This is a genomic window from Pseudoprimorskyibacter insulae (assembly GCF_900302505.1).
GTDB classification, from domain to species: domain Bacteria; phylum Pseudomonadota; class Alphaproteobacteria; order Rhodobacterales; family Rhodobacteraceae; genus Pseudoprimorskyibacter; species Pseudoprimorskyibacter insulae.
Map to the genome: position 1 here is coordinate 67,070 of NZ_OMOJ01000010.1, position 25,710 is coordinate 92,779.

Annotated in this window: 22 protein-coding genes and 2 pseudogenes; 9 read left to right on the forward strand and 15 right to left on the reverse strand. The window is 58.5% G+C overall.

The genetic code is table 11. From position 1 onward, the window contains the following. Positions 1 to 282 precede the first annotated feature (282 nt). Complete coding sequence (locus tag PRI8871_RS16570) at positions 283 to 1,134, forward strand: IclR family transcriptional regulator (protein ID WP_108887307.1); 852 nt, start codon at positions 283 to 285, stop codon at positions 1,132 to 1,134. 33 nt (positions 1,135 to 1,167) lie between these two features. Here the strand turns inward: PRI8871_RS16570 and PRI8871_RS16575 are convergent, their stop codons facing one another. From PRI8871_RS16575 to iolG, 15 genes and pseudogenes are all read right to left on the reverse strand, one after another. Continuing rightward, positions 1,168 to 1,998 carry an N-acyl homoserine lactonase family protein gene (locus PRI8871_RS16575; protein WP_108887308.1) on the reverse strand — a complete coding sequence of 277 codons (831 nt, stop codon included), beginning with the start codon at positions 1,996 to 1,998 and terminating at the stop codon, positions 1,168 to 1,170. A gap of 31 nt (positions 1,999 to 2,029) precedes the next feature. Continuing rightward, entirely contained in the window at positions 2,030 to 2,737 is a 708-nt protein-coding gene (locus PRI8871_RS16580) for an ABC transporter ATP-binding protein (protein ID WP_108887309.1), read from the reverse strand. After that, positions 2,730 to 3,536: an ABC transporter ATP-binding protein gene (locus PRI8871_RS16585; protein WP_181389502.1), complete on the reverse strand. Its 807-nt coding sequence runs from the start codon at positions 3,534 to 3,536 to the stop codon at positions 2,730 to 2,732. Before PRI8871_RS16585 ends, PRI8871_RS16580 begins: the two co-directional genes overlap by 8 nt. 16 nt (positions 3,537 to 3,552) lie before the next feature. Continuing rightward, on the reverse strand, positions 3,553 to 4,584 hold the full coding sequence (locus PRI8871_RS16590; RefSeq protein ID WP_108887310.1) for a branched-chain amino acid ABC transporter permease: 1,032 nt from the start codon (positions 4,582 to 4,584) through the stop codon (positions 3,553 to 3,555). Then, positions 4,577 to 5,434, reverse strand: coding sequence for a branched-chain amino acid ABC transporter permease (locus PRI8871_RS16595; RefSeq protein ID WP_108887311.1), 858 nt, complete (start codon positions 5,432 to 5,434; stop codon positions 4,577 to 4,579). The genes PRI8871_RS16590 and PRI8871_RS16595 overlap by 8 nt, the downstream gene beginning before the upstream one ends. A gap of 112 nt (positions 5,435 to 5,546) precedes the next feature. Next, positions 5,547 to 6,776, reverse strand: coding sequence for an ABC transporter substrate-binding protein (locus PRI8871_RS16600; protein ID WP_108887312.1), 1,230 nt, complete (start codon positions 6,774 to 6,776; stop codon positions 5,547 to 5,549). Positions 6,777 to 7,564: 788 nt separating this feature from the next. Further along, positions 7,565 to 7,756: pseudogene (locus PRI8871_RS20255) on the reverse strand (SMC-Scp complex subunit ScpB); the annotation flags it as partial. A 558-nt stretch (positions 7,757 to 8,314) separates the two neighbouring features. Next, a pseudogene (locus PRI8871_RS20260) lies at positions 8,315 to 8,782 on the reverse strand (ParB/Srx family N-terminal domain-containing protein); the annotation flags it as partial. Positions 8,783 to 9,076: 294 nt separating this feature from the next. Next, entirely contained in the window at positions 9,077 to 9,910 is an 834-nt protein-coding gene (locus PRI8871_RS16610) for a MurR/RpiR family transcriptional regulator (protein ID WP_281258642.1), read from the reverse strand. Between the two features lie 70 nt (positions 9,911 to 9,980). Beyond that, positions 9,981 to 11,051 (reverse strand): Gfo/Idh/MocA family protein, encoded by a 1,071-nt coding sequence (locus tag PRI8871_RS16615; RefSeq protein ID WP_108887315.1) that lies wholly within the window; start codon positions 11,049 to 11,051, stop codon positions 9,981 to 9,983. A gap of 1 nt (position 11,052) precedes the next feature. Beyond that, a complete protein-coding gene (locus PRI8871_RS16620) occupies positions 11,053 to 12,180 on the reverse strand; it encodes a Gfo/Idh/MocA family protein (RefSeq protein ID WP_108887316.1) in 1,128 nt (375 codons plus the stop codon). Beyond that, positions 12,161 to 13,135, reverse strand: a complete 975-nt coding sequence (locus PRI8871_RS16625) for a hydroxyacid dehydrogenase (protein ID WP_108887317.1) — start codon at positions 13,133 to 13,135, stop codon at positions 12,161 to 12,163. The genes PRI8871_RS16620 and PRI8871_RS16625 overlap by 20 nt, the downstream gene beginning before the upstream one ends. Continuing rightward, positions 13,135 to 13,956: an HpcH/HpaI aldolase family protein gene (locus PRI8871_RS16630; protein WP_108887318.1), complete on the reverse strand. Its 822-nt coding sequence runs from the start codon at positions 13,954 to 13,956 to the stop codon at positions 13,135 to 13,137. Before PRI8871_RS16630 ends, PRI8871_RS16625 begins: the two co-directional genes overlap by 1 nt. Before the next feature lie 9 nt (positions 13,957 to 13,965). After that, positions 13,966 to 15,396, reverse strand: coding sequence for an NAD-dependent succinate-semialdehyde dehydrogenase (locus PRI8871_RS16635; protein ID WP_108887319.1), 1,431 nt, complete (start codon positions 15,394 to 15,396; stop codon positions 13,966 to 13,968). A 1-nt stretch (position 15,397) separates the two neighbouring features. Further along, a complete protein-coding gene (gene iolG / locus PRI8871_RS16640; protein ID WP_108887320.1) occupies positions 15,398 to 16,405 on the reverse strand; it encodes an inositol 2-dehydrogenase in 1,008 nt (335 codons plus the stop codon). A 117-nt stretch (positions 16,406 to 16,522) separates the two neighbouring features. On the opposite strand from iolG, the gene iolD reads away from it, so the two are divergent. The 8 genes from iolD to PRI8871_RS16680 form a co-directional block, all read left to right on the forward strand. Continuing rightward, positions 16,523 to 18,382: a 3D-(3,5/4)-trihydroxycyclohexane-1,2-dione acylhydrolase (decyclizing) gene (gene iolD, locus PRI8871_RS16645; RefSeq protein WP_108887321.1), complete on the forward strand. Its 1,860-nt coding sequence runs from the start codon at positions 16,523 to 16,525 to the stop codon at positions 18,380 to 18,382. Between the two features lie 6 nt (positions 18,383 to 18,388). Next, positions 18,389 to 19,288 (forward strand): myo-inosose-2 dehydratase, encoded by a 900-nt coding sequence (iolE, locus tag PRI8871_RS16650; protein WP_245897918.1) that lies wholly within the window; start codon positions 18,389 to 18,391, stop codon positions 19,286 to 19,288. After that, positions 19,285 to 20,100 (forward strand): SDR family oxidoreductase, encoded by an 816-nt coding sequence (locus tag PRI8871_RS16655; protein WP_108887322.1) that lies wholly within the window; start codon positions 19,285 to 19,287, stop codon positions 20,098 to 20,100. The genes iolE and PRI8871_RS16655 overlap by 4 nt, the downstream gene beginning before the upstream one ends. Next, positions 20,100 to 21,137 (forward strand): Gfo/Idh/MocA family oxidoreductase, encoded by a 1,038-nt coding sequence (locus PRI8871_RS16660; protein WP_108887323.1) that lies wholly within the window; start codon positions 20,100 to 20,102, stop codon positions 21,135 to 21,137. Before PRI8871_RS16655 ends, PRI8871_RS16660 begins: the two co-directional genes overlap by 1 nt. A 122-nt stretch (positions 21,138 to 21,259) precedes the next feature. Beyond that, positions 21,260 to 22,219 (forward strand): substrate-binding domain-containing protein, encoded by a 960-nt coding sequence (locus PRI8871_RS16665; protein WP_108887324.1) that lies wholly within the window; start codon positions 21,260 to 21,262, stop codon positions 22,217 to 22,219. Positions 22,220 to 22,308: 89 nt separating this feature from the next. Then, the gene (locus PRI8871_RS16670) at positions 22,309 to 23,352 is read left to right on the forward strand and encodes an ABC transporter permease (RefSeq protein WP_108887325.1); all 1,044 of its coding nucleotides are present in this window, start codon (positions 22,309 to 22,311) and stop codon (positions 23,350 to 23,352) included. Between the two features lie 2 nt (positions 23,353 to 23,354). Continuing rightward, positions 23,355 to 24,143 carry an ATP-binding cassette domain-containing protein gene (locus tag PRI8871_RS16675; protein ID WP_108887326.1) on the forward strand — a complete coding sequence of 263 codons (789 nt, stop codon included), beginning with the start codon at positions 23,355 to 23,357 and terminating at the stop codon, positions 24,141 to 24,143. Between the two features lie 87 nt (positions 24,144 to 24,230). Beyond that, the coding region (locus PRI8871_RS16680; protein ID WP_146188703.1) for an ATP-binding protein at positions 24,231 to 25,710 on the forward strand (1,480 nt) is incomplete at its 3' end.

A 25,710-nucleotide genomic window follows, 5' to 3' on the forward strand; every position in this document is an offset into this window, starting at 1 on the left:
ATGTTGGCCTTTCCCCTCAGAGGCCGCGCTGCGCGGCCTCTGAATGCATTTTGCCTCGGACGCAGTAGGTGTTGCGCGGATTGAGAACAGAAAGTTCCCTTTGCCCGGTCCAATTTGATCTGCCATCGACATCGATCGACTTGATCTGCCATCTACATCGATCGACGATATTGGACGGAAGAGTAAGTCATTGGTTGCAAACCATTCAAAGATTGAGGAACATGCCTAAAATTCATTCAATGGATTGTCATTCCGGTGTGCAGCCATCTGAATCGCGGTGTGATGAAGTTCGACAGGAAAGTACGGCAGATTATGGCCCCAGATACGCGTGAGACCAATCAAGACCGTTCGCAGGCCCCGGTCGGCACAGTAACCCGCACTCTCAGGGTTATTTCGTTGCTGGCGGATCTGGACGAGCAGTTCACCGTCAAGACCGTTGCAGACGGGTTGAATCTCGCCCCCTCCACGGCGCACCGGCTTTTGAACCAACTGGCCAGCGAAGGGTTTGTCGTTTCGATTCCGCGCACTCGCAGCTACGAAACTGGCCCCGAATTTTATCGGATTGCCTCGCGGATCTTGGCCAAGGCCACGGCCATCCATCTTGCCGAACAGACGATGAAAGAGATCGCTGCGAAATATGATGAGACTGTCGTGTTCGGCCTGCACGATCCCAACCGGCATGCGCTGGTCTTTATCGCGCGTGCCGATGGCAGCAATGCACTGACCTATCGCATCGAACTGAACAAGCCGTTGTCATTGGTTTGGGGCGCGTCCGGGAAAGCGGCACTTGCCTATGTGTCCGACGACGAGGTGGCTGCTGCTTTGGAGGCCGAGGGGCGCTCTCCCGCCAGCAACGCCCCGCCGCCGACATTAGTAGAGCTTGCGGCCCAACTGCATGCGGTCCGCGAAAAAGGATTTGCCATCAGCAAGGGCGAAAAGCTTGCGGGGGCCCGCGGCATTGCGGCGCCGGTTTTCGGCCCGGGGGGTCTGGTAGGGTCTATCTGCCTGACCTCTCCGGCATCTCAGCTTGAAGCAAGCGGTGTAGATATCGAATCCATAGGTCAGGACATCGCACAATACTGTGCCCAGCTTTCGCACACCTTAGGCGGCAACGTGCCGGGCAAGCCGGGATAATTCCGGCACCCGGCACTTTGCGCGTTCAGGCAATCAGGCGTAACAACCCTCGGTCGATTTGCGCAACGTGGCGAACTGGTCAAGGTCGTGACCAAACCAAACCTGCGCGTTATGGCGGGTTTCCAGTTCTCGAATGCGGCGAACGGTGCGCATTGCGCCAACTGAGTCTTTGACCACACCCGGCATTTGAACAGGATCACGGTAGTTCGCAGCTGTATAAACAGCATCAGACGTCAAGATCACGTTTCCTGTCTCAGGCAGTTCGACCCGCAAGCCAAGCATGCCATCGGCATGGCCCGGTCCGAAATTCAAGATCTCGACGCCATCGGCCAGCATCAGGTCGCCCTCATCAGGTTCGACCAACCGCCAGTTCAGATCCGTATGGGTCCAGCGCTCGATGTCTTTGCGAACATAGGGCGTGTTGTCCTGTCGCATTCCATAGGCACTGAGCGCGGCAGCAAACTCATTCCTGTGAACGATCAGCTGTGACTTCTTGAAATACTCAACACATCCGGCGTGATCGTTATGCAGATGTGACAGCACCGCGTAGCGAATATCATCCGGGCCAATCCCCATTTGTTCTAGCCGGTTCGGTAGCTGGCATTCTTCGCCGCCGGAATAGGGGCACAATTCTTGCAAGAACGGGTCCCAACGCCCTTGCTCGCCCATGGCATTCGGATTGCAGCCGACATCGAACAAAATATGCCCATCGGTGTGGTGGATACAGTAGCTCGATACTGGGACATCAATCAGTTTGTGCTGCGCATGGGGATTGCTGTGCGTTGCCAATGAGCTGTTCCCAACCATCAGGTTTTGATCCAGCGTCAATCGTCCCAAGTCCAGGACATCCATTGTCGTATGCATCGGTCTTTCCTTTCGGTTCTACTCTTTTGGGTTACATCCCAAGATATGCAACACGGACTTCATCGCTGCTCGCCAGTTCCTTTGTCGATCCGCTGACGGTAATTCGGCCCGATTCCAGCAGGTATCCCCGATCCGCGACCCCCAGTGCCATGACAGCGTTTTGTTCGACGATCAGCGTCGTCAAGCTGCGGTCCTGGCGCAGTGCGTGCACGACATCAGCCAGTTCATCGACCATCCGGGGGGAAAGCCCGGATGAAGGTTCGTCCAGGAGCAAAAGCTTGGGTCGCGAGATCAGGGCGCGGCCAAAGGCCAGCATCTTCTGTTCTCCACCGCTCAGCGATCCAGCCTTTTGGCTGGCGCGCTTGCGCAGAATTGGAAAATAAGTGTGGATACGATCAATCATATCGCTGTGGTCCATACCGTTTTTATGACGATAGGTTCCAAGCAAAAGATTTTCATGCACCGACATGTCGGGGAACAAGTGCGAGCGCTGTGCCACCTGTGCCACCCCGAAACGTGAAATCACATGCGGCGGTTTTCCGGTCAGATCGACACCGTCGACACTGAAAGTTCCGCCGATGGTGGGGTTGATGCCTGACAGAGCCATCATAAGCGAGGTTTTCCCAGCTCCGTTCGGCCCGATGAGAGTGACAACCTCGTGCTCTGCGATCTCAAGTGAAATGTCATGCAGCACACGTACCTTGCCATAGGCCAGATCAAGGTTCGAAATATCAAGCATGCGCGTGCTCCTCAGGGTGGTCCTGTTTCACGTCACGGCCCAGATAGATTTCCCTGACCTTCGGATTTGCAACGATCTCTTCCGGGCTGCCTTCGGCGTATTTGCGTCCGTAATCCAGAACGCAGATGCGCGCGCACAGTTTCATAACAAAGCGTGTGTTGTGTTCGATCAGGATGATTGTGATGCCCTGCTGGTTAAGCGTCTGGATCAGCACGCCTAGGTCTGCTGTCTCCGAGGGGCTCAGGCCCGCGGCCGGTTCGTCCAGCAACAACATCGTCGGGCGGGTTGCGATTGCCATAGCGATTTCTAGCCGGCGCTGCTGCACAAAGCTGAGCGCATCGACAGACGCTTGCTCGGTCCCTGCAAGGCCAACCGTCGCAAGGATGCGGCGTGCCTCGTCGCGCAACTGGTCCAGTTCCTCGCGATAGCCTTTAGTATAGAATACTGACGCCAAAAGGCCCTTTTTGACATGCAGATGCGCGCCAACAAGCATGGTGTCGATAACGGTCAGCCCGGCGAACAGATTGGTCAATTGAAACGTCCGCGCCAAACCGCGCTTCGCCATATCAAATGGCTTGAGTTTGGTGACATCCTCGCCCTTGAAAAAGACGCGACCCGATGTCGGCGTCAACGCGCCACTCAGAAGGTTGAAAGATGTACTTTTGCCGGCACCGTTCGGGCCGATCAGACCAAATATCTCGCCTTTGCGCACCTCGATATCCAGCGCGTCTACGGCCTTAAGGCCGCCGAACTGGATGCCCAGTCCTTGCGTCTTCAAAAGCGTTTCGGAAGGTGTCATGTCCATTGCCAATCGCCTATTTGGTCTTGGTGGTAAGTGAGTTTGGTGTCAGCGCGCCTGCATCCTTGCCTTTGGAACGCATCCACGATGTCAATGAGTCTTGTAGCGACGGGATAATCCCCTTAGGCAGGACTAGGATTGTCACCAGCAGCAACGCCCCAAAGATGATGGTCCGCCATTCCTGAGCAAACGAAAGAAACTCGGGGACAAAGACGAAGATCCATGCACCAACAACAGGACCGATAAGCGAGCGCGAGCCGCCGACGACCACCATGACCAAAAGCCAGAACATATAGTACAGACCCAGGCTTTGCGGACCGACTTGGCCGCTGAAATGTGCAAAGATCACCCCAGCCACACCGGCAAGCGCGCTGGCAAGCGTGAATGCAGCAACGTAATGCCAATAAGGGTTGATCCCAAGCGCGCTGGATTGTTGTTCATTGTCCCGGATCGCAGCAACCGCGCGGCCGTTGCGGGACCGGCGCCACGCATGCACGACATAGGCGCTCAGGCAGAGAATAGCCAATGCGACGTAATACGACCCCAGCTCGCTATAAAGCGGGACCCAGCCGTTGGTGGAACTGTAATAGCTGACAGGAGGCACCATCGGAATTCCACTGATCCCGCCAGATAGCTCGTACCAGCTGGTCATGACGACCTGAATAACTTGACCAACGCCAAGCGTAATAATCGCCAGATACAGCCCGCGCGCCCGTTTCAGCGCAATGAGCGCCACGATAAAACCCAGCAACGTTGAAAACAGGATGCCGAACACCATCGACGGGCCAACAGGCATATCCAATTTTACGCTAAGGATCGCGGTCACATAGGCGCTCATCCCGAATAGGGCCTGATGGCCAAAGGAAAACTGACCCATGTCGCCGATGATGATATCCAGGCTGATCGCCAAAGTGCCGAAAATTAGCGTCAAAACAAGTAGGTAACGCCAATATGGGTCGTTCATCGCAAGCGGAAGCACAGATGCGACAGTGATCACCGCAAGCCAGACCAGAGGGCGTTTTGATTGAGAAGTGAGGATCTTATGCATTCTTGAAAATTCCTTGCGGCCGGATAAGACACATCAGAACAAGCAGGCTGAAAGCAAAGGCGCTTGTATAGGCGGTCGAGACGTATTGGCCGAACAATGCTTCGGATACACCCAACCCAAGCCCAACCAAAACCGCACCGCGGGCGCTGCCCATCCCGGCAACGATGATGACCGCGAACCCTTTGAGCAGGATATTCTCGCCCATTGTCGGGAAGGCTGACCAGATTGGCCCAATAATGCCGCCGGCAATAGCGGCAAGCGCGCCCGACACGGCAATGGTGATCGAGTAAATCGCGCGGACATTGATCCCGATCAGTGCCGCACCGGTCTCGTCTTGCGCGACCGCGCGCATGATTCTTCCCGTAGCCGTCTTTTCGATAAAGAACCAAAGCGCGACCAATGCCACGATACCAATCAGCGACAATACCAACGCAGTCTGGGAAATCGTGACGCCAGCAAATGTGTACTGGCCCGAAAACGGCGTCGGAATAATCCTGGTGTCGGTGTTCCAGACAATGGTCGCAAGGTTTACCATAATCACACTGATCGCCATGCTCGAGATCATGACGTTCAGTGGTTGGGTATTGAGCAGTGGCTGGACCGCGATGCGGTCAAATATGACCGAGAACAAGGCGACTATTGCCGCCGCGAATATCAGGGCCAGAAAGAACGGCACATGCAGCACCGCCGTCATCGTGAATATCAGCATGGCGCCCATCATGAAGAATTCGCCATGCGCCATGTTGATGACCCGCATCATCCCGAAAATGAGCGTCAGCCCCATCGCAAAAATGCTGTAGCCCATACCAACGACAAGGCCGTTCACGACCTGCTGCCCGAAAGTCCACATTCTCGTTTTCCTGATCAGATTTCGTCTACACCCATGCCTTTAAAAGAACTGGTGCCGGGGAGGCAGATGTCCGCCTCTCCGGTCCATTATCGGCTGGGTGCCAAGGCGGGCTTCAGAGTTTCGCCCAATCGTCCGGCAGTTCTGCAAGCCAATCGTTCGGCGTCATATCCAGATACTTATCGATCTCGATCTTGCCGCCGCGGACTTGTACCAGCGGTGTACGGGGCAGAATGCCCAGGCCGCGATCGCTCAAGACCACTGCGTCGCCGGTCGGGGCGACCCACTCCAGCTCGCGCATTGCTTTCGAAATCGCCTCAAGCCCATCGGGGCGTCCGTTGCCCTCGGTGCCGGCAAGATCCATCGCACGCATCAGAAATACGCTCTGCGCGTAGATGACTTCGGCAGACCGCCAAGGCTGCGCGCCTTCGCCATATTTCGCCGTCCAAAGATCAAGGAAAGCAGCATTGGCAGGAACCGAAGCGTCTGGCGCCCAGTCCATTTTAGAATAGACGCCTTCGGTCAGTTCGGTTGGCATGTTGTCGACGTCGTCTTGAGTGAGGTCTGCCGTAACACTGACTTCACCCGAGTAGTTCAGATCGTTAAGCTTTTTCAGCATCGACGCTGCAACCTGCGCCGACCATTCCTCGGCCCAGATAAAGTCGGGCGACTGACCGACAGCCTTCGTAAGTTCGGTATCGAGCTGCGTCGAACCCCAGGGATAATATATGATGTCCAGCAGCTTGACCGGCGAGTCTGCGCGTTCCCAACGTTCGCGGACCAGCTTTTCAACATCCCGGTTGTAGTCGATGTCGACCATCAACATGACAACGCTTTCGATGCCTTTTTCTTCCAGCCAGCGCAGCTGCGGCATGGTACGGGCACGTGCGTTACACGACAGGCCCAAAGTGCCCGGATAGCCCTGGTCATACAGCCACATGCCGCCCTGATCAGGGGCGAACGGCAGGTTATAGCGTTGTGCAACTGACAAGCCTGCCGGTGCTGTATCCGCCCAATGCGGGCCAACCAGCGCATGAACGCCCTCGCGCTGTGCCAGTTTCAACGCCGCAGAACGGGCCGTCTCGCCGGTTGTGCCCTGCGAGGCGAAAACCATTTCGACCGGACGACCGCCCAGAATGCCGCCCGTTTCGTTGACATGCTGGATCGCGGTTTCCAGGCCCTTCGTATATTCTCGGCCGTCCTTGAGGGCTTGCCCCTCGGTCGGGGCGATCATCCCGATCTTGATGGCGTCACCGGCGGCAAAGGCCGCGCGTGACAAATACGGCAAGGCAAGTGTCGAAGTTGCCAAAGTCGCAAACTTACGGCGGGTGATTTGGGTATTCATTAGGTCTCCTCCCCCTGAATTCCACTCAGTAGAATAATATTCTATTCAATGGAGGTTAACGAGAGAGGCGATTTTTTGCAAACATTTTTTGGCCCGCAGCCCGGCTCTGTTGCACAAATCGGCTGAGCGCCGAGTTTCCCCTTTCCTCGGACGGAGTTATCCCGCAGCTTCCTCGCCAAACCTAAACAGTCGCTCGGTCTGCAAAATATCGTAGGTGTTCCCCTCCATCCTGGACGACGCTCAGCTGAGATCGACCAGAGGCTGTTCAAGGATCCGGCGCGCGTATGTTCCGGCCGGAACTTCGCCTCCCTGCGGACGGCCAGCCTCCAACAGTCTTTCGCGGTCAAGTGCAGACAGATACCAAGTCTTTCCCGGAACGTATGCATCGGGAAACTGCGGTCGATAGCACACCGGTGCTCGCCTGCTGTACGGCGTCGACAAATGCGCCCGGACGACCGCAACCCCGGCGATCCTGTATCCAGTGGCCCTACCCTTGCCGGATACCTCGAGGCGACCTTCTTCCACCATGCGTTTCAAGAGGCACCATACAGTGGTTTCGCTCACATCCCTTGCAACGCCCTACCGGATTGCATCGCATCCGGCACCCGGGTTCTCGCCGACAAAGTCGAGAATGACTTGATCCGACATGGCCATGAAACGATATCCCATAGTATGGTACGATTATCGCCTTGAAATAGTGCATATTTCTGAGATTTCGCATGAGTCGCTCTACGGCGAATGAAACGACAAGCGGAACGGCGGACTTCACCCTCAGCATCGGCAGCGCGTTAACCGAAATCGACCTGTGGCGCTCCACCTGCAACCCCCGCATCCTCTAGCTGCTCACGATCTGGAAGATCGCGTAGACTTTCCAACCCAAAGGCGACAAGAAACTGCTCGGTCGTCACAAAGGTATAGGGCGCCCCGCGGCGCGGCGATCGTGGCCCGGTCCCGATCAGGTCGCGCGCATGTAGCCGCCCGAAACTGCGAAACGCGCCGTAATCCACCGAGAGGTGAACCTCGACCCATTTCCACGCCGCCTCGAAGGGTTTGGCCGCAGCCTGCAGCTTTTCGATGGCGAGGCGCTCGAGGAGCTCGGAATTTTCCATATGGGCGCTGGCACGATCGTCGAAGAGATCGCGCAGGAGAACCCCGCCCGCCGCCTCATAGGCCTCGATTCCGACAAAGCGCCCGAGGGCCGAGTTCGCCGAGTACGCGGTCTCGGTCAGATGGCGTTTAATGCTCTGCGGGTGCATGTGATAGCCGCCTTTCACCGCGTTCCAGACCGCCAGTTGGCGATCGTGACCGTCTGTCAGCGTGAACGCCATCACGCATTCGAGGGTCAGATCGCCCGCGCGGAACTGCTCGATGATCTCGGGCGCGACACGGGGGAGTTTCAAACGACGGCGCACGAGGTCGACGGAAACGCCGAACTTCAGCGCGATTTCGTCCTCGCTTCGCCCCTCGGCGATCATCTTGTCGAACGCTTCGAACTGGTCGGCCGGGTGCATCGCCGCGCGCTGGAGGTTTTCTGTGGCGGAAGTGAGGACGGCGTTGCGCTCGTCTTCCACAAGGCAGGGCACCGGGTGGTCTGCGGGGACTACGCCGTCCTCGGCAAGCTGTTTCAGCGCCTTGAGGCGACGACCGCCGGCATCGACCGCAAAACGTGTCTCGGAGAGCGGATGAACCACCAGGTTCTGTTTGATGCCCGTCTCGCGGATGCTGGCGAGGAGTTCTGCATCATCGCTGGCGCTTGCCGCGACTTTGCGGACGTTGAGCGGGCTCGGCTCTAACTGATCGAGCGGGATCATTCGGATGTCGGCGGCGCCGTCAGGCGCGGCCAACCCGGTGCCTTCGGTTTTCTTCGCGCTGGCGGGCTTCGGGCGGGTCGTGGTCTTGGCCATGGTCAGGGTCCTTGTCACGCCGGACCCGGATGAGCCTCTCTCTATCCTTTCAAGCCCGGCACCCGGGCTTCCCTTTCTCTGGCTCTTGCCAGGAACAGCCATCCGCCTCTGCCCGCCAAAAATTGTATAAGCCCATGTATATATTACCTAATGTCGTTTGGGGATCGCCAGAGAAGCCTGATGAAGAGACCGTCAAGGCCGCGCCCATTGCAGTTAATCGCGACCCTGGCGCCGATCAGTGTAAGTCGTTCGGTCGCTTCGAAGGACGTAAACTGCGAGCCCTGCACGATATTCATGATCTCGAGTGGGGCAAACTCTTAGAAGGCCGTGTAAGTTTAAGGAATTCAATACGTTGAGAATGGGCGGACTACCACATTGAGAATAAGACAGAGACGATCAAACTTGCGTCACGATCGGAATTTCAGGATGCGCTGAGCCGCTTTGCAGGCGGGCCGCCGTTGCAAGGACAATAGCTTGCGCGACGCATGATGGCGCCGCAATAGACCTTGAAAACGTATGTCTATGCTCCGGCACCGCGAAAAACGCATCAGCAGATTTAGCGAGTGGGGAAAGTGTACTGTCAGAAATCGCAACAGTTTTTATTTCTTTTTCGCGGGCGTCATGCACTATTGAGACGACTTCGTTGGCATAATAGCGGAACGAGACAGCAACCAGTACGTCTTGTTTTGTCATCGTTTTGGCCATGTGTGTGGCAAGCCCGCCGCTCGGATCGAGCATCACGCAGCGTTTTCCGATCATGGTGAGCATATAGCGGAGGAATTCGGCAACCGGGGCCGACCGGAGTTGACCCAAAAGATAAACGGTATTTGCTTCACTCAGTAGATCAGCAGCATGAGACAATTGCGCGGCGTCTACGTCATCCAAGAGCGACTGAAGTGCTGCAATGTCTTTGACGACCAGTTCGCGCAAAAAACCGAAGTCAGTCGGGTCGTCCCGATTTTCAAGCTCATCTTCCAATACACGGATGCGCGCTTCAAATCCCGGAGCGGCCGTTTCCAGGCGTTTTTGGAAAAGCATCTGGACATCTTTAAACCCGGAATACCCAAGGGCCTGTGCAAAGCGGACAAAGCTTGAAGCGTGCGTGCCACATCGCTGAGCAATAGCATTCACCGAATGAACCGCCACTTCATTCGGGTTTTGCGTCAGGAAACGCGCGATTTGCTGATAGGTCTTGCTCATGGTTTCGAAGCGCTCGTGTATGAGCAACACAAGCGCTTCGTAATCCTTCGGCGGGGGTGTCGTCGTTTTGTCCAGCGGTTTGCTCCTCCAAGCCCCTGCCTTAGACCATCAACCGTCTCCCAGTCGGGGCAAAGCGGCGGACCATAGTCGCGTCAGGATGTCTCGTGCGTTGGTCTAGCTCAATTTTCTGTGCGGTTCCAGTCTTGGCCGCTTCCTCCATAGCCAAGAGGATCTCGACATCCGCGAGCCCCTCTTCGCCGCAGGCCTCCGGCGCAGCCCCTGCGGCGATGCAGTCGGAGAAATAGCCGACTTGCCCCGCAAACTGGTCGGTTTGCTCGAAGACATGCTCGATGACCTCCGCGCCGCGCGTCAGTCGAACGATGGTCGGCGATTGGAAGTCATACGCGCGTTCGACCGCGATTTCGCCCTCAGTTCCGGCGATGCGGTACATATCAAGCTGTTCTGCTCCGAAGCTTGTAACGAATTGTGCCACGCGGCCCTTGGGGAACATCATCGTGGCGGCAAAGGTTTCCTCGACTTCGCTGAACCGCGGGTCGTCAGTGTGATTGCGAACAGCGGTGACTTCGACAGGTTCGTCGGCAAAGATATGGCGAACGGCATTCACGCAATAAATGCCTATATCTTGCAAAGGCCCGCCCCAATGGGAGGCTTTGAGCCGATGATTGTCCGCGCCGGCCTGAAACGAGAACACTGACGAAAAGACCCTCGGGTCCCCGATCGCACCGGACCGGATAAGCTCCAACGCATGGACCGTTCCCGGCTCGTTGTGCAACCGGTACGCGGTCATCAGGTAAACGCCCGCTGCCTCGGCCGCCTCGATCATCGCCTGGCATTCGGCTGCGGAAATCGCGAGGGGCTTTTCGACGATTACATGTTTGCCCGCCTTCGCGGCACGGATCGCATAGTCGGCATGCATGGAATTGGGCAGAGCGATATAGACCGCATCCACCACATCGGCGGCAAGCATTTCCTCATACTGGTCGTACGTGAATGTGTGCTCGATATCGTAGAATTCCGCGAGACGCCTCGACGTCTCGCGATTGCCACTGACCAGGGCAGTGGTCTTGGAGTTTCCGGTCAAATCCACACCGGGCAGAAAGGCAATCTGCGAAATCCATCCTGCGCCGACGACGCCATAACGTACAGTCATCTTATCCGCTCACTTTGCGCCAGGCGCGTTCCCGGGAAGACTGCTGGATGTCCTCTAGCAATGTCTGGATGCGAAGCCCTGCGCGGAAATTGAACGGCTCTGCGCCGTCTCCGTTGATGGCGCTCAGGTAGCCTGCGACCTCGATCGCCTTGAGGTCGTTGAACCCGATCTGATGCCCGGGCGCGACGCAGAACAGCCCGTAAGGAGGGTGCGCAGGCGCGGCCTCGATCCTGCGAAATCCCTGACGCCCTGCGGCATCGTCCGTCGAATAGAAATGCAGTTCGTTGAAGCGTTCCTGGCTGAAGGCGAGCGCGCCTTTGGACCCGAACACTTCGAAATCGTGCTGCATTTTGCGGCCCGTCGCGACCCAATTGGCTTCGATGGAACCCGAGGCCCCGTTTTCGAACCGCAAAAAGGCACGTCCGATGTCGTCGACCTCGACCTTGCGCGTCGCGCCGCTTGCGTCCTTGCGGGCGTCGATGACCGTCACGCAATCGCCCATGACATCGGTCACGGAGCCCAGCAGGAATTCGGCTGTGGCCAAGGCGTGGCTGCCGAGATCGGCCAGGGCGCCGCCGCCGGCCGGGTCATGGCGGAAGGTGAGCGGGCCAGTGGCATCCGCCATGTAATCTTCGGCGTGCAGCCCGCGATAGCCGCGGATTTCACCCAGCTCGCCCGCCTCGATCATGGCGCGGGCAAGTTTCAGCATCGGATTGCACAGATAGTTGAACCCGACTTGCGTTTTCACGCCCGCAGCCTCGGCGGCCTCGGCCATCTCACGTGCATCCTGCGCAAGCGGTGCAAGGGGCTTTTCGCAATAGACATGCTTGCCCGCGGCAATCGCCGCCAGCGCCATCTCCTTGTGCAGGGCGTTGGGCGCCGTGATCGAGACGATCCCGATTTCAGGGTCGGCAATGATGTCACGCCAATCGGCGGTCGCCTTGGCAAATCCGAAGGCACGCGCCGCACGCCCGGCTTCGGCCTCGTTGATGTCCGCGACGGTGTCCAGCTCGACTTCGACCGGAAGATCGAAGACGCGCGAGGCATTGGTGAACCCGAAAGCGTGGGCCTTGCCCATGAAGCCGGTGCCGATCAGACCGACTTTGATTTTAGTTTTGGAGGGCGACATTGAACTTGTCCTTGTTTACGATCAACGCGGGATCGATCGTCCCGTTGAAATAGTCGAGAATGTTTTCTGCCGAGGAAACGGCCATGCGTTCGGCGGCATCCAGCGTCAATCCACCGATATGAGGCGAGAGCAGGACCTGGTCGAAGCCTGCCAAGGGATGGTCATGAGGCATCGGTTCCTGGTGGAAGACATCAAGTCCGGCCGCGCCGACCTTGCCGCTGGCGAGGGCCGCGATCATGGCATGTTCATCGAGGATGCCGCCGCGAGAGGTATTCACCACCACGACACCGTCGCGCATCCGCTCGAATTCCGCCGCGCCGATCAAGGGCGCGCCCGTGTGCGGCAGGCAAAAGCACAGGACATCCGCCCAAGCCAGCCCATCGTCGAGCGTTTCCACGCAAGGAACGCCGTTTTCGGGCCAACCTTGTTTCATCAGGTAGGGATCAAAGGCGCGCACATTCATGTTGAATGCCCGCATCATGTCCGCGGTCCTACGGCCAATGCGACCGTAGCCGACCAGCAGAAGGTTCTGCCCGCTCACATCCCGGGCCTCGAGCTTATTGCGCCATTCCCACGGCCCAGTCCGCACAGATATATCGGACCGGAGCGCGCGTTTGCACGCGGCAAGGATCATCATGGCGGAATGTTCGGCAACCGAGGTGGAATTGACATCGCCACAAACCGACAAGGCAATGCCGCGACGGTTGAGCGCCGCCAAGTCGACCGCGTCATAACCGACGCCGTGGCGCGAGACTATCTTGAGGTTCGGCGCAAGATCGACGGTCCGCGCGCCCAAGGGCTGCGTTCGAAGCAAGACCGCATCCGCGCCAGCGATCTCGGCGGCGAGGCTCGCCTCGGAGGTCTCTGCGATATAGGTGACCGTCACGTCTTTGGCATTGTCCAGAATGGCTCTGCCCGATGCATGCAAAGGCCCCGCAACAACAATATGTACCATCAGTATGCTCCTCCTTTTGAGACCGCCCCGGCCGCCGGAGCCTCCTGGGTGCCGGTCAGATCGCGAAAACGCTTGACGCTGGCGGCTGCGGCTCCCGCCAAAAGTCGGGTGTCCCCGGAGACGGTTGTCAGGCTATAGCCCCAACCGATGGCCTTGGCGGCGTATTCCGGAGTGCCACAATGCAGGCAGGCCTTGATGCCGTTCTTTTCACAGACCATTGCGATGTGCTGGATAAGCTCGATCATCTCCGGTTCTTCACGATCGAACCCCGGAGCGAGCCGGCCTTCCTGAGTGCCGAGCGTCAGATCGGCAGGGCCGACGTAGATCCCGTCAAGGCCCGGCGTCGCCGCAATGGCGTCCAGGTTTGCGACACCTTCGGCGGTTTCGATCATCGCAAGGGCCAGGACCTCTGAGTTCATCCTCAGACCGTAGCCGGGTAGGGCGACGCCCGCCCGGGTGGGTCCGAAACTGCGCTGGCCGTGCGGCGGGTAACGCATGTAGCTGACAAATTCGGCGGCTTGCTCGGCGGTGTTGATCATCGGGCAGATGATGTTCATCGCCCCCGCATCGAGGGCTTTCATGATAATACCGGGTTCGAGCCACGGCACACGCGCCCCGATGGTCACGCCGCTGGCGCGCATCGCTTGAAACATCGGCAGCACCGCAGAATAATCGAGCGCGCCGTGCTGGATGTCGATGGAGATTGCATCATAACCCTGCGCGGCCATGATCTCGGCGGTGAACGGGTTGCCGATGGAAAGCCAGCCATGCAACACGGGTTTGCCCTCGGCCCAGAGGGTTTTCACTTTGTTAATTGACATGATGGCTCCTCAGAACACGATCTGGGCGAGCTTGGTGTCAAGGTAGTCCTCAATGCCTTCGCTGCCGCCTTCCCGGCCCAGACCGGAGAAATTGGTGCCGCCAAAGGGGGCTTCGGAAGCGGCCAAAGCAAAGCTGTTGATCCCCACCATGCCGGCCTTCAAAGCCTTGACCGTCCTGCGCGCGCGCTCGGGCGAGGCGGTAAAAGCATAGGCAGACAGCCCCATGGTGGAGTTGTTCGCCCGGGCCAGAACCTCGTCGTCACTGGAAAACGAAGTGATGGCCGCGACGGGGCCGAAGTTTTCCTCTGCGAACACCTCCTGATCGTCGGACACATTGGTCAGGACGGTTGGTTCGTAGAAGTGGCCCGTGTTGAAGGCCGAAGCCCGCTTGCCGCCAAAAGCAAGGGTCGCGCCACCCGATACGGCATCCTGAACGATCCGGTCGATCGTCTCGAGGCTGCGCGCATTGATCAGCGGCCCCATCCCCACGCTCGGATCCAGGCCATCACCCAGCTTGATCTTGCTCGTGCGGGCCACAAAGCCCTCGACAAACCGCTCATACAGGGCTTCGTGGACGAACATGCGGTCAGGGGTCACGCAAACCTGCCCGCAGTTCGCGTATTTCGTGGCAACGATCGCGTCGAGCGCCATATCCAGATCCGCATCATCGTACACGATCAGCGGCGCGTTGCCGCCAAGCTCCATCGAGACTTTTTTGACCGTCTCGGCCGCATCGCGGATCATTTGCTGTCCGACGCGCGTCGAGCCCGTGAGCGAAACCTTGCGCACGCGTGGGTCTGCCATGATGGGGCCATAGGTCTGGTCGGTGTTGCCGACGACGAGGTTGACCGCCCCGTCCGGCAGGCCCGCCGCGCGCAGACAGTCAACCATGACCATTGCAACGCCGGGGGTCTGCGACGACGGCCGCAGGACCACGGGGCAGCCGGCCGCAAGGGCAGGGGCGAGTTTGCGCGCCGGAAGAGCGGCCGGAAAATTCCAGGCGGTGAACGCGCCGACGATGCCCACAGGCTCGCGGCTAATTTCAAAGCGCCCACCGGGCACACGGCTTTCGACGGTCCGCCCGTAGATACGGCGCGCCTCTTCCGCGTACCAACGGAACTGGTCACAGGCGAGGACCCATTCGCGTCCCGCCTGTGCAATGGGTTTGCCGGTCTCGGTCGAGATCATCGTCGCGGCCTCGTCGGCCCGCGCGATCATCTCGTCGGCCGCCTTGTGCAGCGCGTCAGCCCGGCCGAACCCGCCCATGGCCACCAGAGCCGGGAGGGCCTTGGCCGCCGCTTCGATCGCGGCTTGCGTGACGGCAACGGACGCGGTCGCGATCGTCCCGAGCGATTTTTCCGTGACGGGCGACATGACCTGGGCGGTGCCTGAACCCGAAGTCCAGGCACCGTCGATGAAAATTCCGAATTTTTCATACATGTCAGGCAAACTCGCTTGTCAGTACGGTGCGGCCCTCGGCCACAGACTTGAAACAGGCATCGGCCAGCAGCAGGGCCAGACGACCATCCTCGAAACCGACCGGCACCGGCGCTCCGTTTTCGATGGCATCGACAAACTTGCTGATCTCGATGTCAAAGGCTTCACCGTAGCGCTCGATAAAAAAGTGCTGCAGGGGCGAGGACACATTGGTCTCGTTCGCCAGATACTTTTTCATCGAGTGATTGTGGTGGTTGTCGGTGATCAGCATGCCCTTGGAACCCAAGAGTTCGATGCGCTGGTCATAGCCATAAACCGCTTCGCGGGAGTTGGTGATCACAGCCTGCTTGCCGCTGGCGGTCTTCAGGATGACCACAACCGTGTCGTAGTCGTTGCATTCCTCCATCAGGGCAGGATTCACGAGGCGCGAGCCGGTTGCTGTAACCTCTATCACCTCTTCGCCAAGCAAGAACCGCGCGAGATCCAGGTCATGAATCGTCATGTCACGGAATATACCGCCCGACGTCTTGATGTAACCGTCGGGGGCCATGCCGGGGTCGCGCGACGTGATTGTAACCTGATGCAGTTCACCGATTTCACCTGCCGCGCGCGCCCGTTCGGCAGCCGCATGACCCGGATCAAAGCGGCGCACAAAACCCAGCATAATTGGCACGTTCGTGCCTTCGATTCGCTTGGCCAAAGCGTTGACCCGTTCCAAAGACAGGTCGATCGGCTTCTCACAAAGTACTGCTTTACCGGCTTTGACGCATGCCTCAAGGAACTCGACGTGGGTCGAGGTCGGAGTCGCGATCAGAACTGCGTCAACGCTGTCTGAATTGATCGCCTCTTCAGCGGAAGCAAAGTTGGCAACCCCATGTTTTTCGGCGATCTCCGCAGCGAACGGGGCATGAGTATCAAAGACACCAGCCAGTGTTGCTTGCGGATGAGCTGCGATGTTGTCGGCATGCATACGACCAATTCGTCCGCATCCGAGTACAGAAATTCGTGGCATTGTGGCCTCCCATTTTTCTTGTTGCAATGATCGTTGCAAACTGCAATATTTGTCAATATATATTTCGCACAGCGTCGGTGGAGCGGCGCATGCGAAACAATCCGGGAGGGACCCTACATGGACTCGAAAACCGTGCGCCTCACTATGGCGCAAGCTCTAGTGCGCTATCTTTGCGCCCAAAAGACTCGAATCGACGGAGAAACGGTGCCTCTGTTTGCGGGAGTTTTCGGGATTTTCGGTCACGGCAATGTCACCTGCCTTGCGGAAGCGCTAGAGCGCGTACAAGACCAACTGCCCACCTGGCGCGGTCAAAACGAACAGTCCATGGCGCTTGCCGCCATTGGATATGCCAAGTCGAAAAAGCGCCGTCAGATCATGATCGCGACCTCGTCCGTCGGGCCTGGTGCCACGAATATGGTGACGGCCGCCGGCGTGGCGCATGCGAACCGTTTGCCCGTTCTGTTGATCTCGGGTGACACCTATGTGAACCGCCTGCCGGATCCCGTGCTGCAACAGGTCGAACACTTTGGCGATCCCACTCTGACCGTGAACGACTCTTTCAAGGCCGTGACCCGGTACTGGGACCGCATCGTGCATCCGGCGCAGATCATCCAGTCGTTGCCGCAGGCGATTGCCACGATGCTCGATCCTGCCGATTGCGGCCCTGCGTTCATCGGTCTGCCGCAGGACACGCAAGAGCTGGCCTATGACTATCCAGAGGAATTCTTCGAAGAAAAGATCTGGACCATCCCGCGCCCGCGTCCCTCTGTCGATCAGGTGGCCGAAGCCGTCGAGATTCTGAAGTCCGCGAAAAACCCGCTGATCATCTCGGGCGGCGGCGTGCGCTATTCCGGTGCCGAGGAGGCGGTCGCAGCTTTCGCTAAGAAACGCGGCATTCCAATGGCCGAATCCATCGCGGGAAAAGGGGCGGTCTGCCACGACCACCCGGTCTATGTCGGCGCGATGGGCATCGAAGGTAGCGAAGCCGCACGGAAACTATCCGAATCCGCGGATGTCATCGTCGCAATCGGCACGCGCATGCAGGATTTCACTACGGGGTCGTGGACGACTTTTCCCAAGGACGCCAAATTCATCAACATCAACGCCGCCCGTTTTGACTCGCTCAAACACCGCGCCACGCCCGTCGTCGGAGATGCGCTGGAATGCATAATCGAACTGGACGCGGCGCTTGGTGCCTGGACCGCGCCGGCTGCGCGGATGGTCCAAGCGCAGGCTTGGTACAAGGAATGGAACGAACTCCTGGACGAAGGGCAAGCCCCGACCAATCAGGCCGTTCCGTCCTACGCGCAGGTCATTGCGGTTGTGAACAAGGTCGCGCGGCCCGACGACGTGCTGATCACGGCCGCGGGTGGCCTGCCGGGTGAGACCATCAAGAACTGGCGCTGCAAGTCGCCGCATACCTTCGACTGCGAGTTCGGCTTTTCCTGCATGGGCTACGAGATCGCGGGCGCCTGGGGTCACGCGATGGCAATGGGCGGCAAAGGCACGCCGATCGTCATGTTGGGCGACGGGTCCTACATGATGATGAACTCGGACATCCATTCGTCCGTGATCGCCGGACACAAGATGATTGTCGTCGTTTGCGACAATGGCGGCTTCGGGGTCATCAACCGGCTGCAAACCGGCATGGGCGGCGCGGGTTTCAACAACCTGCTCAAAGACAGCCGCGTCCTGGATCCGACTAACGTGCGCCATGTCGATTTCGTCAAGCACGCCGAGGCGATGGGAGCCTATGCCCGCCAGTGCGACAGCCTCGCCGACCTTGAGGCCGCAATGGAATGGGCGCAAACCACCGATGCCACCACCGTCATCTGCATCAATTCCGACGCCTACACTTGGACCCCCGGCGGGGCCGATTGGTATGTCGGCGTTCCGGAGGTCAGCCCTCGCGCTTCGGTCAACGAGGCCCGCAAGGGACAAGAAGAATTCCGCAAAAAACAGCGGCATGGAGTCTAAACAGTAATGTTGAAAGCGAAACTTGGCATTGCCCCGATCGCGTGGTGGAACGATGATCTCGAGGAACTCTCGGATGATGTCAGCCTCGACGAGTGCCTAAGGCAGGCCTCCGAGGCCGGGCTCACCGGCATGGAGACCGGCCGCCGCTTCCCCATGAACATGGCGGAGTTGGGTCCGGTGCTCGACAAGCATGGCGTCTCTGTCTGCGGCGGCTGGTTCTCCGGCCTGCTGCTGGATGACGACATCGAGGTGGAGAAGGACCGCATCGCAGAGCAGCACGCCTTCTTCAAAGCGGCTGGCGCGCCTTGCATCGCCTATGGCGAGACCGCGCGCTCGGTTCAGGGCGAACGCCACACGCCTCTGGCGCAAAAGCCCAAGCTGTCTGAGGCCGAGATGGCGGCCTACGGTCGCAAGATTTCCGATTTCGCGGACTGGTGCGCCAAGGAGGGGATGCCACTGAGCTATCACCACCACATGGCTGCCGCCGTGGAAACCGAAGCCGAGCTCGACCTCTTCATGAAGCATTCCTCGGTCCCGCTTTTGTTCGATGCAGGCCATATGGCATTTGCCGGTGGTGACAATTTCCGTGTGATCGAAAACCACCACAAACGCATCAGCCACGTCCATGCAAAAGACATTCGGGGTGACGTCGTGGGTGGTCTGGACCGTTCGAAAGAGAGCTTTCTGGACGCGGTCATAAAAGGCGCCTTTACGGTGCCCGGTGACGGCAGCCTGGATTTCGAGGCCATTGCAAAGGCACTGGCTGGCAAAGGCTATGAGGGGTGGTTCGTCATCGAAGCCGAACAGGACCCCATCGCAAATCCCCCCCTTGAAATGGCCAAAAAGGGCCGGACTGAGCTTTTCCGCGTCCTTAACGCGGCTGGTTACGAGGTCGTCGGAGCATGAACAGAATTGACGGGAAAATTGCGGTCATCACGGGTGGCACGCAAGGCTTAGGAGCCACCGCGGCGTTGCTGTTTGCGCAGGCCGGTGCCGCAGGTATCGCCATCGTCGGTCGCGGACTAGAAAAAGGTCAAGCCAAAGCGGCTGAAATCAGCGCCGAAACCGGCGTGCCGGTCGAAATGATCGCTGCGGATCTAGCGAATATCGATGATGTTCTGCGGATCATCCCGGCTGCAGACAAGGCCTTTGGCACGGTCGATATTCTGGTCAATGCAGCCGGACTGACGGATCGCGGGAACCTGTTGAACACGACCCCAGATCTGTTCGACCGGATGTTCGCGGTCAATACCCGCGCACCGTTCTTTTTGATGCAAGACACAGTCAAAATCATGGAGCGCGACGGCAAAGGCGGCCGGATCGTGAATATCGGGTCCACCTCGTCCAATGCCGGACAGCCCTTTATCGCGCCCTATTGCGCGTCCAAGGCCGCACTGTCCACGCTGACCCGCAGCTCGGGCTATGCCCTGATGCGCAATGGCATTCACGTTAACCAGCTTGATATTGGCTGGATGGCCTCGGACCACGAGCGCGAACTTCAACTTGCGGAATCCGGAGATCCGGATTGGGAATCGAAAGCCAATGCAGGTCTACCTTTCGGGCGTTTGATCGATCCGCGCGAAGTTGCGCGGGCGGCCTTGTTCCTCGCCTCCGAAGACGCCGGAATCATGACTGGTGCTGTCATCCATTATGACCAATCGGTTTGGGGCGGATACGACGGACAAGCCCCCGGCCCCGCGGTGAGGCTCGTAGAATAATGTCGGTTCGTGTTGCAGTCATTGGAACGGGCGTGATGGGCGCAGACCATGCAAGGATCCTTACATCCGATGTTCCGGGTGCGGCCTTGCAGGTTATTTGCGATGCCAACGGCACCCGCGCGCGGGAACTGGGCGACCAGCTGGGCGCAGCGCATGTCCTGACGGATCCCCTCGAGGCGCTCAGCCGTGCCGATGTCGATGCGGTTCTGATTGCAAGCCCCGACAGCACCCATGCCGATCTGACCATCGCGGCGATGGAAGCCGGCAAGCATGTTTTGTGCGAAAAGCCGTTGGCACCGACGTCGCAAGATACGCAGCGCGTGATCGAGGCGGAGAACCGCCTTGGCGAACGTCGGGTTCATGTAGGCTTCATGCGTCGGTTCGATCCCGCCTACGGCGCAATGAAGTCCGCCATGGAAGACGGCTTAGTCGGTGACGCGCTGATGATGCATAATTTTCATCGCAACGTGACCGCGCCCGAATGGTTCACGGGCGAGATGGCGATTTCCAATTCCGCGCCACATGAGTTCGACATTTGCAGATTCGTGTTGGGTTCCGAATATGTCTCAGTGATTGCGGTTCAAATGCCCAGCAAGAATGCCATCGCTCCGGTGTTTCTGATTCTGAAAACCGCCGATGGCCAGATGGTCAATATCGAGGTGAACAACAATGCCGCTTACGGCTATGACGTGCGCTGCGAATTGGTCGGCAGCACGGGCAGCGTGGATCTGAAGGCGCCCGTTCACGCGACCTACAACGCGTCGCTTAAATCTGTGCAACGGTTCGATGCCGACTGGCGCCCGCGATTTGCCGATGCCTACCGGCTGCAAAACAAGGCGTGGATTAACGGAATCTCACGCGGTGCGACCGACCCGAGGCTAGCAAACGCCTGGGACGGGTTGTGTTCAACACTCGTCGCAGAGGCCGGTGTAGTCTCGTTGCAAACGGGCACGTGGCAACCAGTTTCGTCTCTGGACGTACCGGCCCTTTACCAAGGAGCAAAAGCGAATTCTTCGCTGATCGTGCCAGCGGAATGAAAACGGTCGAGCAAATTTCGACCCATCGGATTGCACTCGATTTCAGTGCATAAATGGCCATTTCGGCCAAACTTAGATGTCGTACCGCAATCTCGCGGTCCAAATCAGGGAGGAGAAACGACATGAACTTTAAGAAAACTATCGTAGGAGCAGTGGTCGCGTCGATTACAGCGGGGTCGGCCATGGCGGCAGACATCGCACTTGTGATCGGCTCGAACCAGGATGCGTTCTGGAACGTTGTGAAAAAAGGTGCGGAAGACGCCGCGGTTCTGGTGGAAGCACGGGGTGGTTCGCTGACCATCCTGCAAACCCAAGGCTACGAAAACTACGGCCCCGATTTGGCCGTTCTGATCGAACAAGCCACCGCGCAAGGTGTCGACGGGATCGCGACTGTTCTTCCGGTGCCCGAAGCCCAACTTCCCGCGATCAAAGCAGCGATCGACGCCGGGATCAAAGTCACCCTTCTGAACGGCGGCAGCGACTCTCTCGAAGAATCCGGCGCGCTGAACTACTTCGGTTCGGAAGAGTACACTGCCGGATATGAAGGCGGGAAATACCTTGCCAAGGCCGGCGCAAAGAACATTCTTTGCCACAACCAAACCCCCGGCACTGCAAACCTGGACGCGCGCTGCCGCGGCGTCGTAGACGGCGCCACTGAAGTCGGCGCAAGCGCTCGCGAACTGCCGTTGCCCGCCAACCTCGACCAAGACGTCGCAGGCACGTCGGCCGCGATTGAGGCCGAGCTGAACGGTGATCCGTCCATTGATGCGGTCATCACTCTGGCAACTTGGGCTGCTGACGCCGCCTATGGTGCGATCAACAGCCTTGGAAAGACAGACACCGTCAAACTGGGCACATTCGATTTGAGCCCGTCCACATTGGATCGGATCAAGGCGGGCACGCAAACCATGGCGATTGACCAGACCCCTTACTATCAGGGCTTTCTGTCGGTCTCCACGCTTGCTGCCCACATCGATTTTGGCACCAAGATCGCTACCGCTCCGGTGCTGACTGGCCCGGCAATCGTTGACGCCTCGAACATTGACGCCACCTTCGCCGGTGTTGAGGCAGGCACTCGCTAATCACAAAGAAGCCGATGATCTGGCCGGGTGACCTGCCCGGCCAGATTAATCCGCTGCAGCGCCGTAAACAAAAATAGGGGAGTGAGCTCATGTCAGACGCCATTCAAGTAGCCAAAAGCTCAAAACCAAAAGCCAGCCATTTTTCGGTCGGCGAACTCATGCGCAGCCCAGCAATGGGTGCCTTTGTCGGCATGGTCTTGGTCTTTTGCATCTTTGCAGCATTTGGCTTTCACAAGAACTTTCTTAGTGTCTTCGGGATCGCCAACTGGATGAATTTTGCATCCATGATTGGAATTGTCGCAATCCCGGTCGGGTTCTTGATGATTGCGGGTGAGCTCGACATTTCCGTAGGCGCAATTATGCCCGCATCCGCAATGACTCTCGGTATTTTGTGTGGCCCGTACGAATTGCCGCTTGGCCTTGGAATGATCATTACCTTCGCCATGGCCGCAGGCATTGGTTTGATCAACGGCATTCTGGTCACACGCACGCAAGTGCCCTCATTCATCGTCACTCTGGCGACGCTGTTTGCTGTCGGCGGTCTGACACTGACCCTATCGGTGATCTTTGTGAACCGCCCTCAGGTTGCCTATGAAGCCCCCGAACTCGCTAAGGCCTTGCTTGGTGACCGCTATTTCGGCTTCCGCGCCTCGGTGTTTTGGTGGATCCTATTGTCGGCGGCCCTCTACTTCGTCTTGCATAAATCGCCGTGGGGGAACTGGATTTTCGCAGTCGGCGGTGACGCTGAGAGTGCACGTAATGCCGGTATCCCAGTGAATCGACTGAAGATTTCACTCTTCGTGCTAAGCGCCGTGTGCACAGCCTTTGCCGGGATGCTGCAGGTGGCGGCGTTCAATTCGGCGCAGTCCGCGACGAACTTTCCGCTGATCTTCAATACGATCATTGCCTGCGTCGTGGGAGGCGTTCTTCTGACCGGCGGCTTTGGCACACTGATTGGTATCTTCTTTGGCACCATGACTTTGGGAATCGTCCAGCAAGGTATCGGCTATACCGACATCGACCGAAACCTGTCCCAGTTGATCATCGGGGTAATGCTGCTTGCTGCGGTTCTGATGAACGGGACGTTCCAGAAGTTGGCCACGAGCTGGTCCACAAGCAAGAAGGAGGACTGATTATGTCCGACACAAAAAACGTCCTCGAATTGCGCAATGTCGACAAATCCTTCGGACCAATCGACGTGCTGCACAAAATCAACCTGTCTGTAAGAGCCGGCGAAGTTCTTTGCCTGCTGGGTGACAATGGCGCAGGAAAATCCACCCTGATCAAAACCATGGCCGGGGTGCACGCGCCGACGCGCGGCGAAATTTTGATGGATGGCAAGCCAATCAGTTTCAGAGGCCCGAAAGCGGCGCAAGAAGCTGGCATCGCCTGCGTTCACCAATTTGGCGGAACGTTCCCACTGATGTCGATCAGCCGCAGTTTTTTCGCCGGAGTCGAGCCTACCATAGGTTGGGGACCATTCAAGGTCTTTGACCGCAAAAAGGCCAATGACATCGCCGTTCATGAAGTGCGTAATTTCGGGATCACGCGGATCGAGGATGGAGACCGCCTCGTCGGTGGCCTGTCGGGAGGTGAGCGTCAGTCTCTTGCCATTGCCCGCGCGGTCTATTTCGGAGCGCGCGTGCTGATCCTGGACGAGCCTACAGCGGCACTCGGTGTGAAGCAGTCCGCGCATGTTCTGCGTATCGTCAATGAAGCCAAGCGGCGTGGCCTTGCTGTGATCTTCATCACGCATCAAGTCATGCATGCATTGGCTGTGGGTGACCACTTTGCTGTGCTTATCCGCGGCTCGATCGCGGCCGACTTCAAAAAGGGTGACAAAACCCGCGAAGAAATCGCCGACCTGATGGCCGGCGGTGAAAGCATGGCGGACCTTGAGGAAAAGGTTGGCATCGAAGCCTAACAACATTTCGAATGCTCGCTTCGCGCCCTTTTCCTGGATTGGGGCGCGAATTTTTTTAAGACCTTCCGATACGAGGAGCTTTGCCGAATGAGTAGTTTCCAGAAAGTCCTCATAGCCAACCGTGGTGAAATTGCCATCCGCGTGATGCGGGCTGCCAATGAGATGGGGAAACGGACAGTCGCGATTTATGCCGAGGAAGACAAACTCTCGCTGCACCGCTTTAAAGCGGACGAGGCGTATAAGGTCGGCGAAGGTCTTGGCCCCGTTGCTGCCTATCTGTCGATCCCCGAGATTATCCGTGTTGCCAAGGAAAGCGGTGCGGATGCGATCCATCCGGGCTATGGCCTGTTGTCGGAAAACCCCGATTTCGTGGACGCCTGCGCCGCCAATGGCATCACCTTTATCGGCCCCAAAGCCGAAACCATGCGCGCGCTTGGCGACAAGGCCTCGGCCCGCCGCGTGGCGATCCAGGCGGGCGTGCCGGTCATTCCCGCCACCGAAGTTCTGGGCAATGATTTCGCCGCCATCACCAAGGAAGCCGCCGAAATCGGCTATCCCCTGATGCTGAAAGCCAGCTGGGGCGGCGGCGGTCGCGGGATGCGTCCGATCAACGGCCCTGACGAGCTGAAGGAAAAGGTTCTGGAAGGTCGCCGCGAGGCCGAGGCCGCCTTTGGCAACGGCGAAGGATATCTGGAAAAGATGATCCTCCGCGCGCGCCACGTCGAGGTGCAGATCCTTGGCGACAGCCACGGCCAGATCTATCACCTGTTCGAGCGCGACTGCTCGGTGCAGCGTCGCAACCAGAAGGTCGTCGAGCGCGCCCCCGCGCCGTACCTGTCCGAAGAACAGCGCGCCGAGATTTGCGAGCTTGGCAAAAAGATCTGTCAGCACGTGAACTACGAATGCGCCGGCACGGTCGAGTTCCTGATGGATATGGAAACCGGCAAGTTCTATTTCATCGAGGTGAACCCCCGCGTTCAGGTGGAACACACCGTCACCGAAGAAGTCACCGGTATCGACATCGTTCAGGCGCAAATCCTGATCGCCGAGGGCAAGACGCTGGCCGAGGCCACCGGCGCCGCCAGCCAGGCCGATATCAGTCTGCACGGCCACGCCCTGCAAACCCGCGTGACGACCGAAGATCCGACCAACAACTTTATCCCCGACTATGGCCGCATCACCGCCTATCGCTCGGCCACCGGTATGGGCATCCGTCTGGACGGCGGCACGGCCTATGCGGGCGGGGTGATCACCCGCTATTATGACTCGCTGCTGGTCAAGGTCACCGCCCATGCGCAGACGCCAGAAAAGGCGATTGCCCGGATGGACCGCGCCCTGCGCGAATTCCGCATTCGGGGCGTCAGCACGAACATCGACTTCGTGATCAACCTGCTCAAGCACCCGACTTTCCTGACGAACCAATACACCACCAAGTTCATCGACACGACGCCCGAGCTGTTCCAGTTCAAAAAGCGCCGTGACCGGGGCACCAAGGTGCTGACCTATATCGCGGATATCACGGTAAACGGGCACCCCGAGGTGCAGGGCCGCCCGCGCCCGGCCGAAG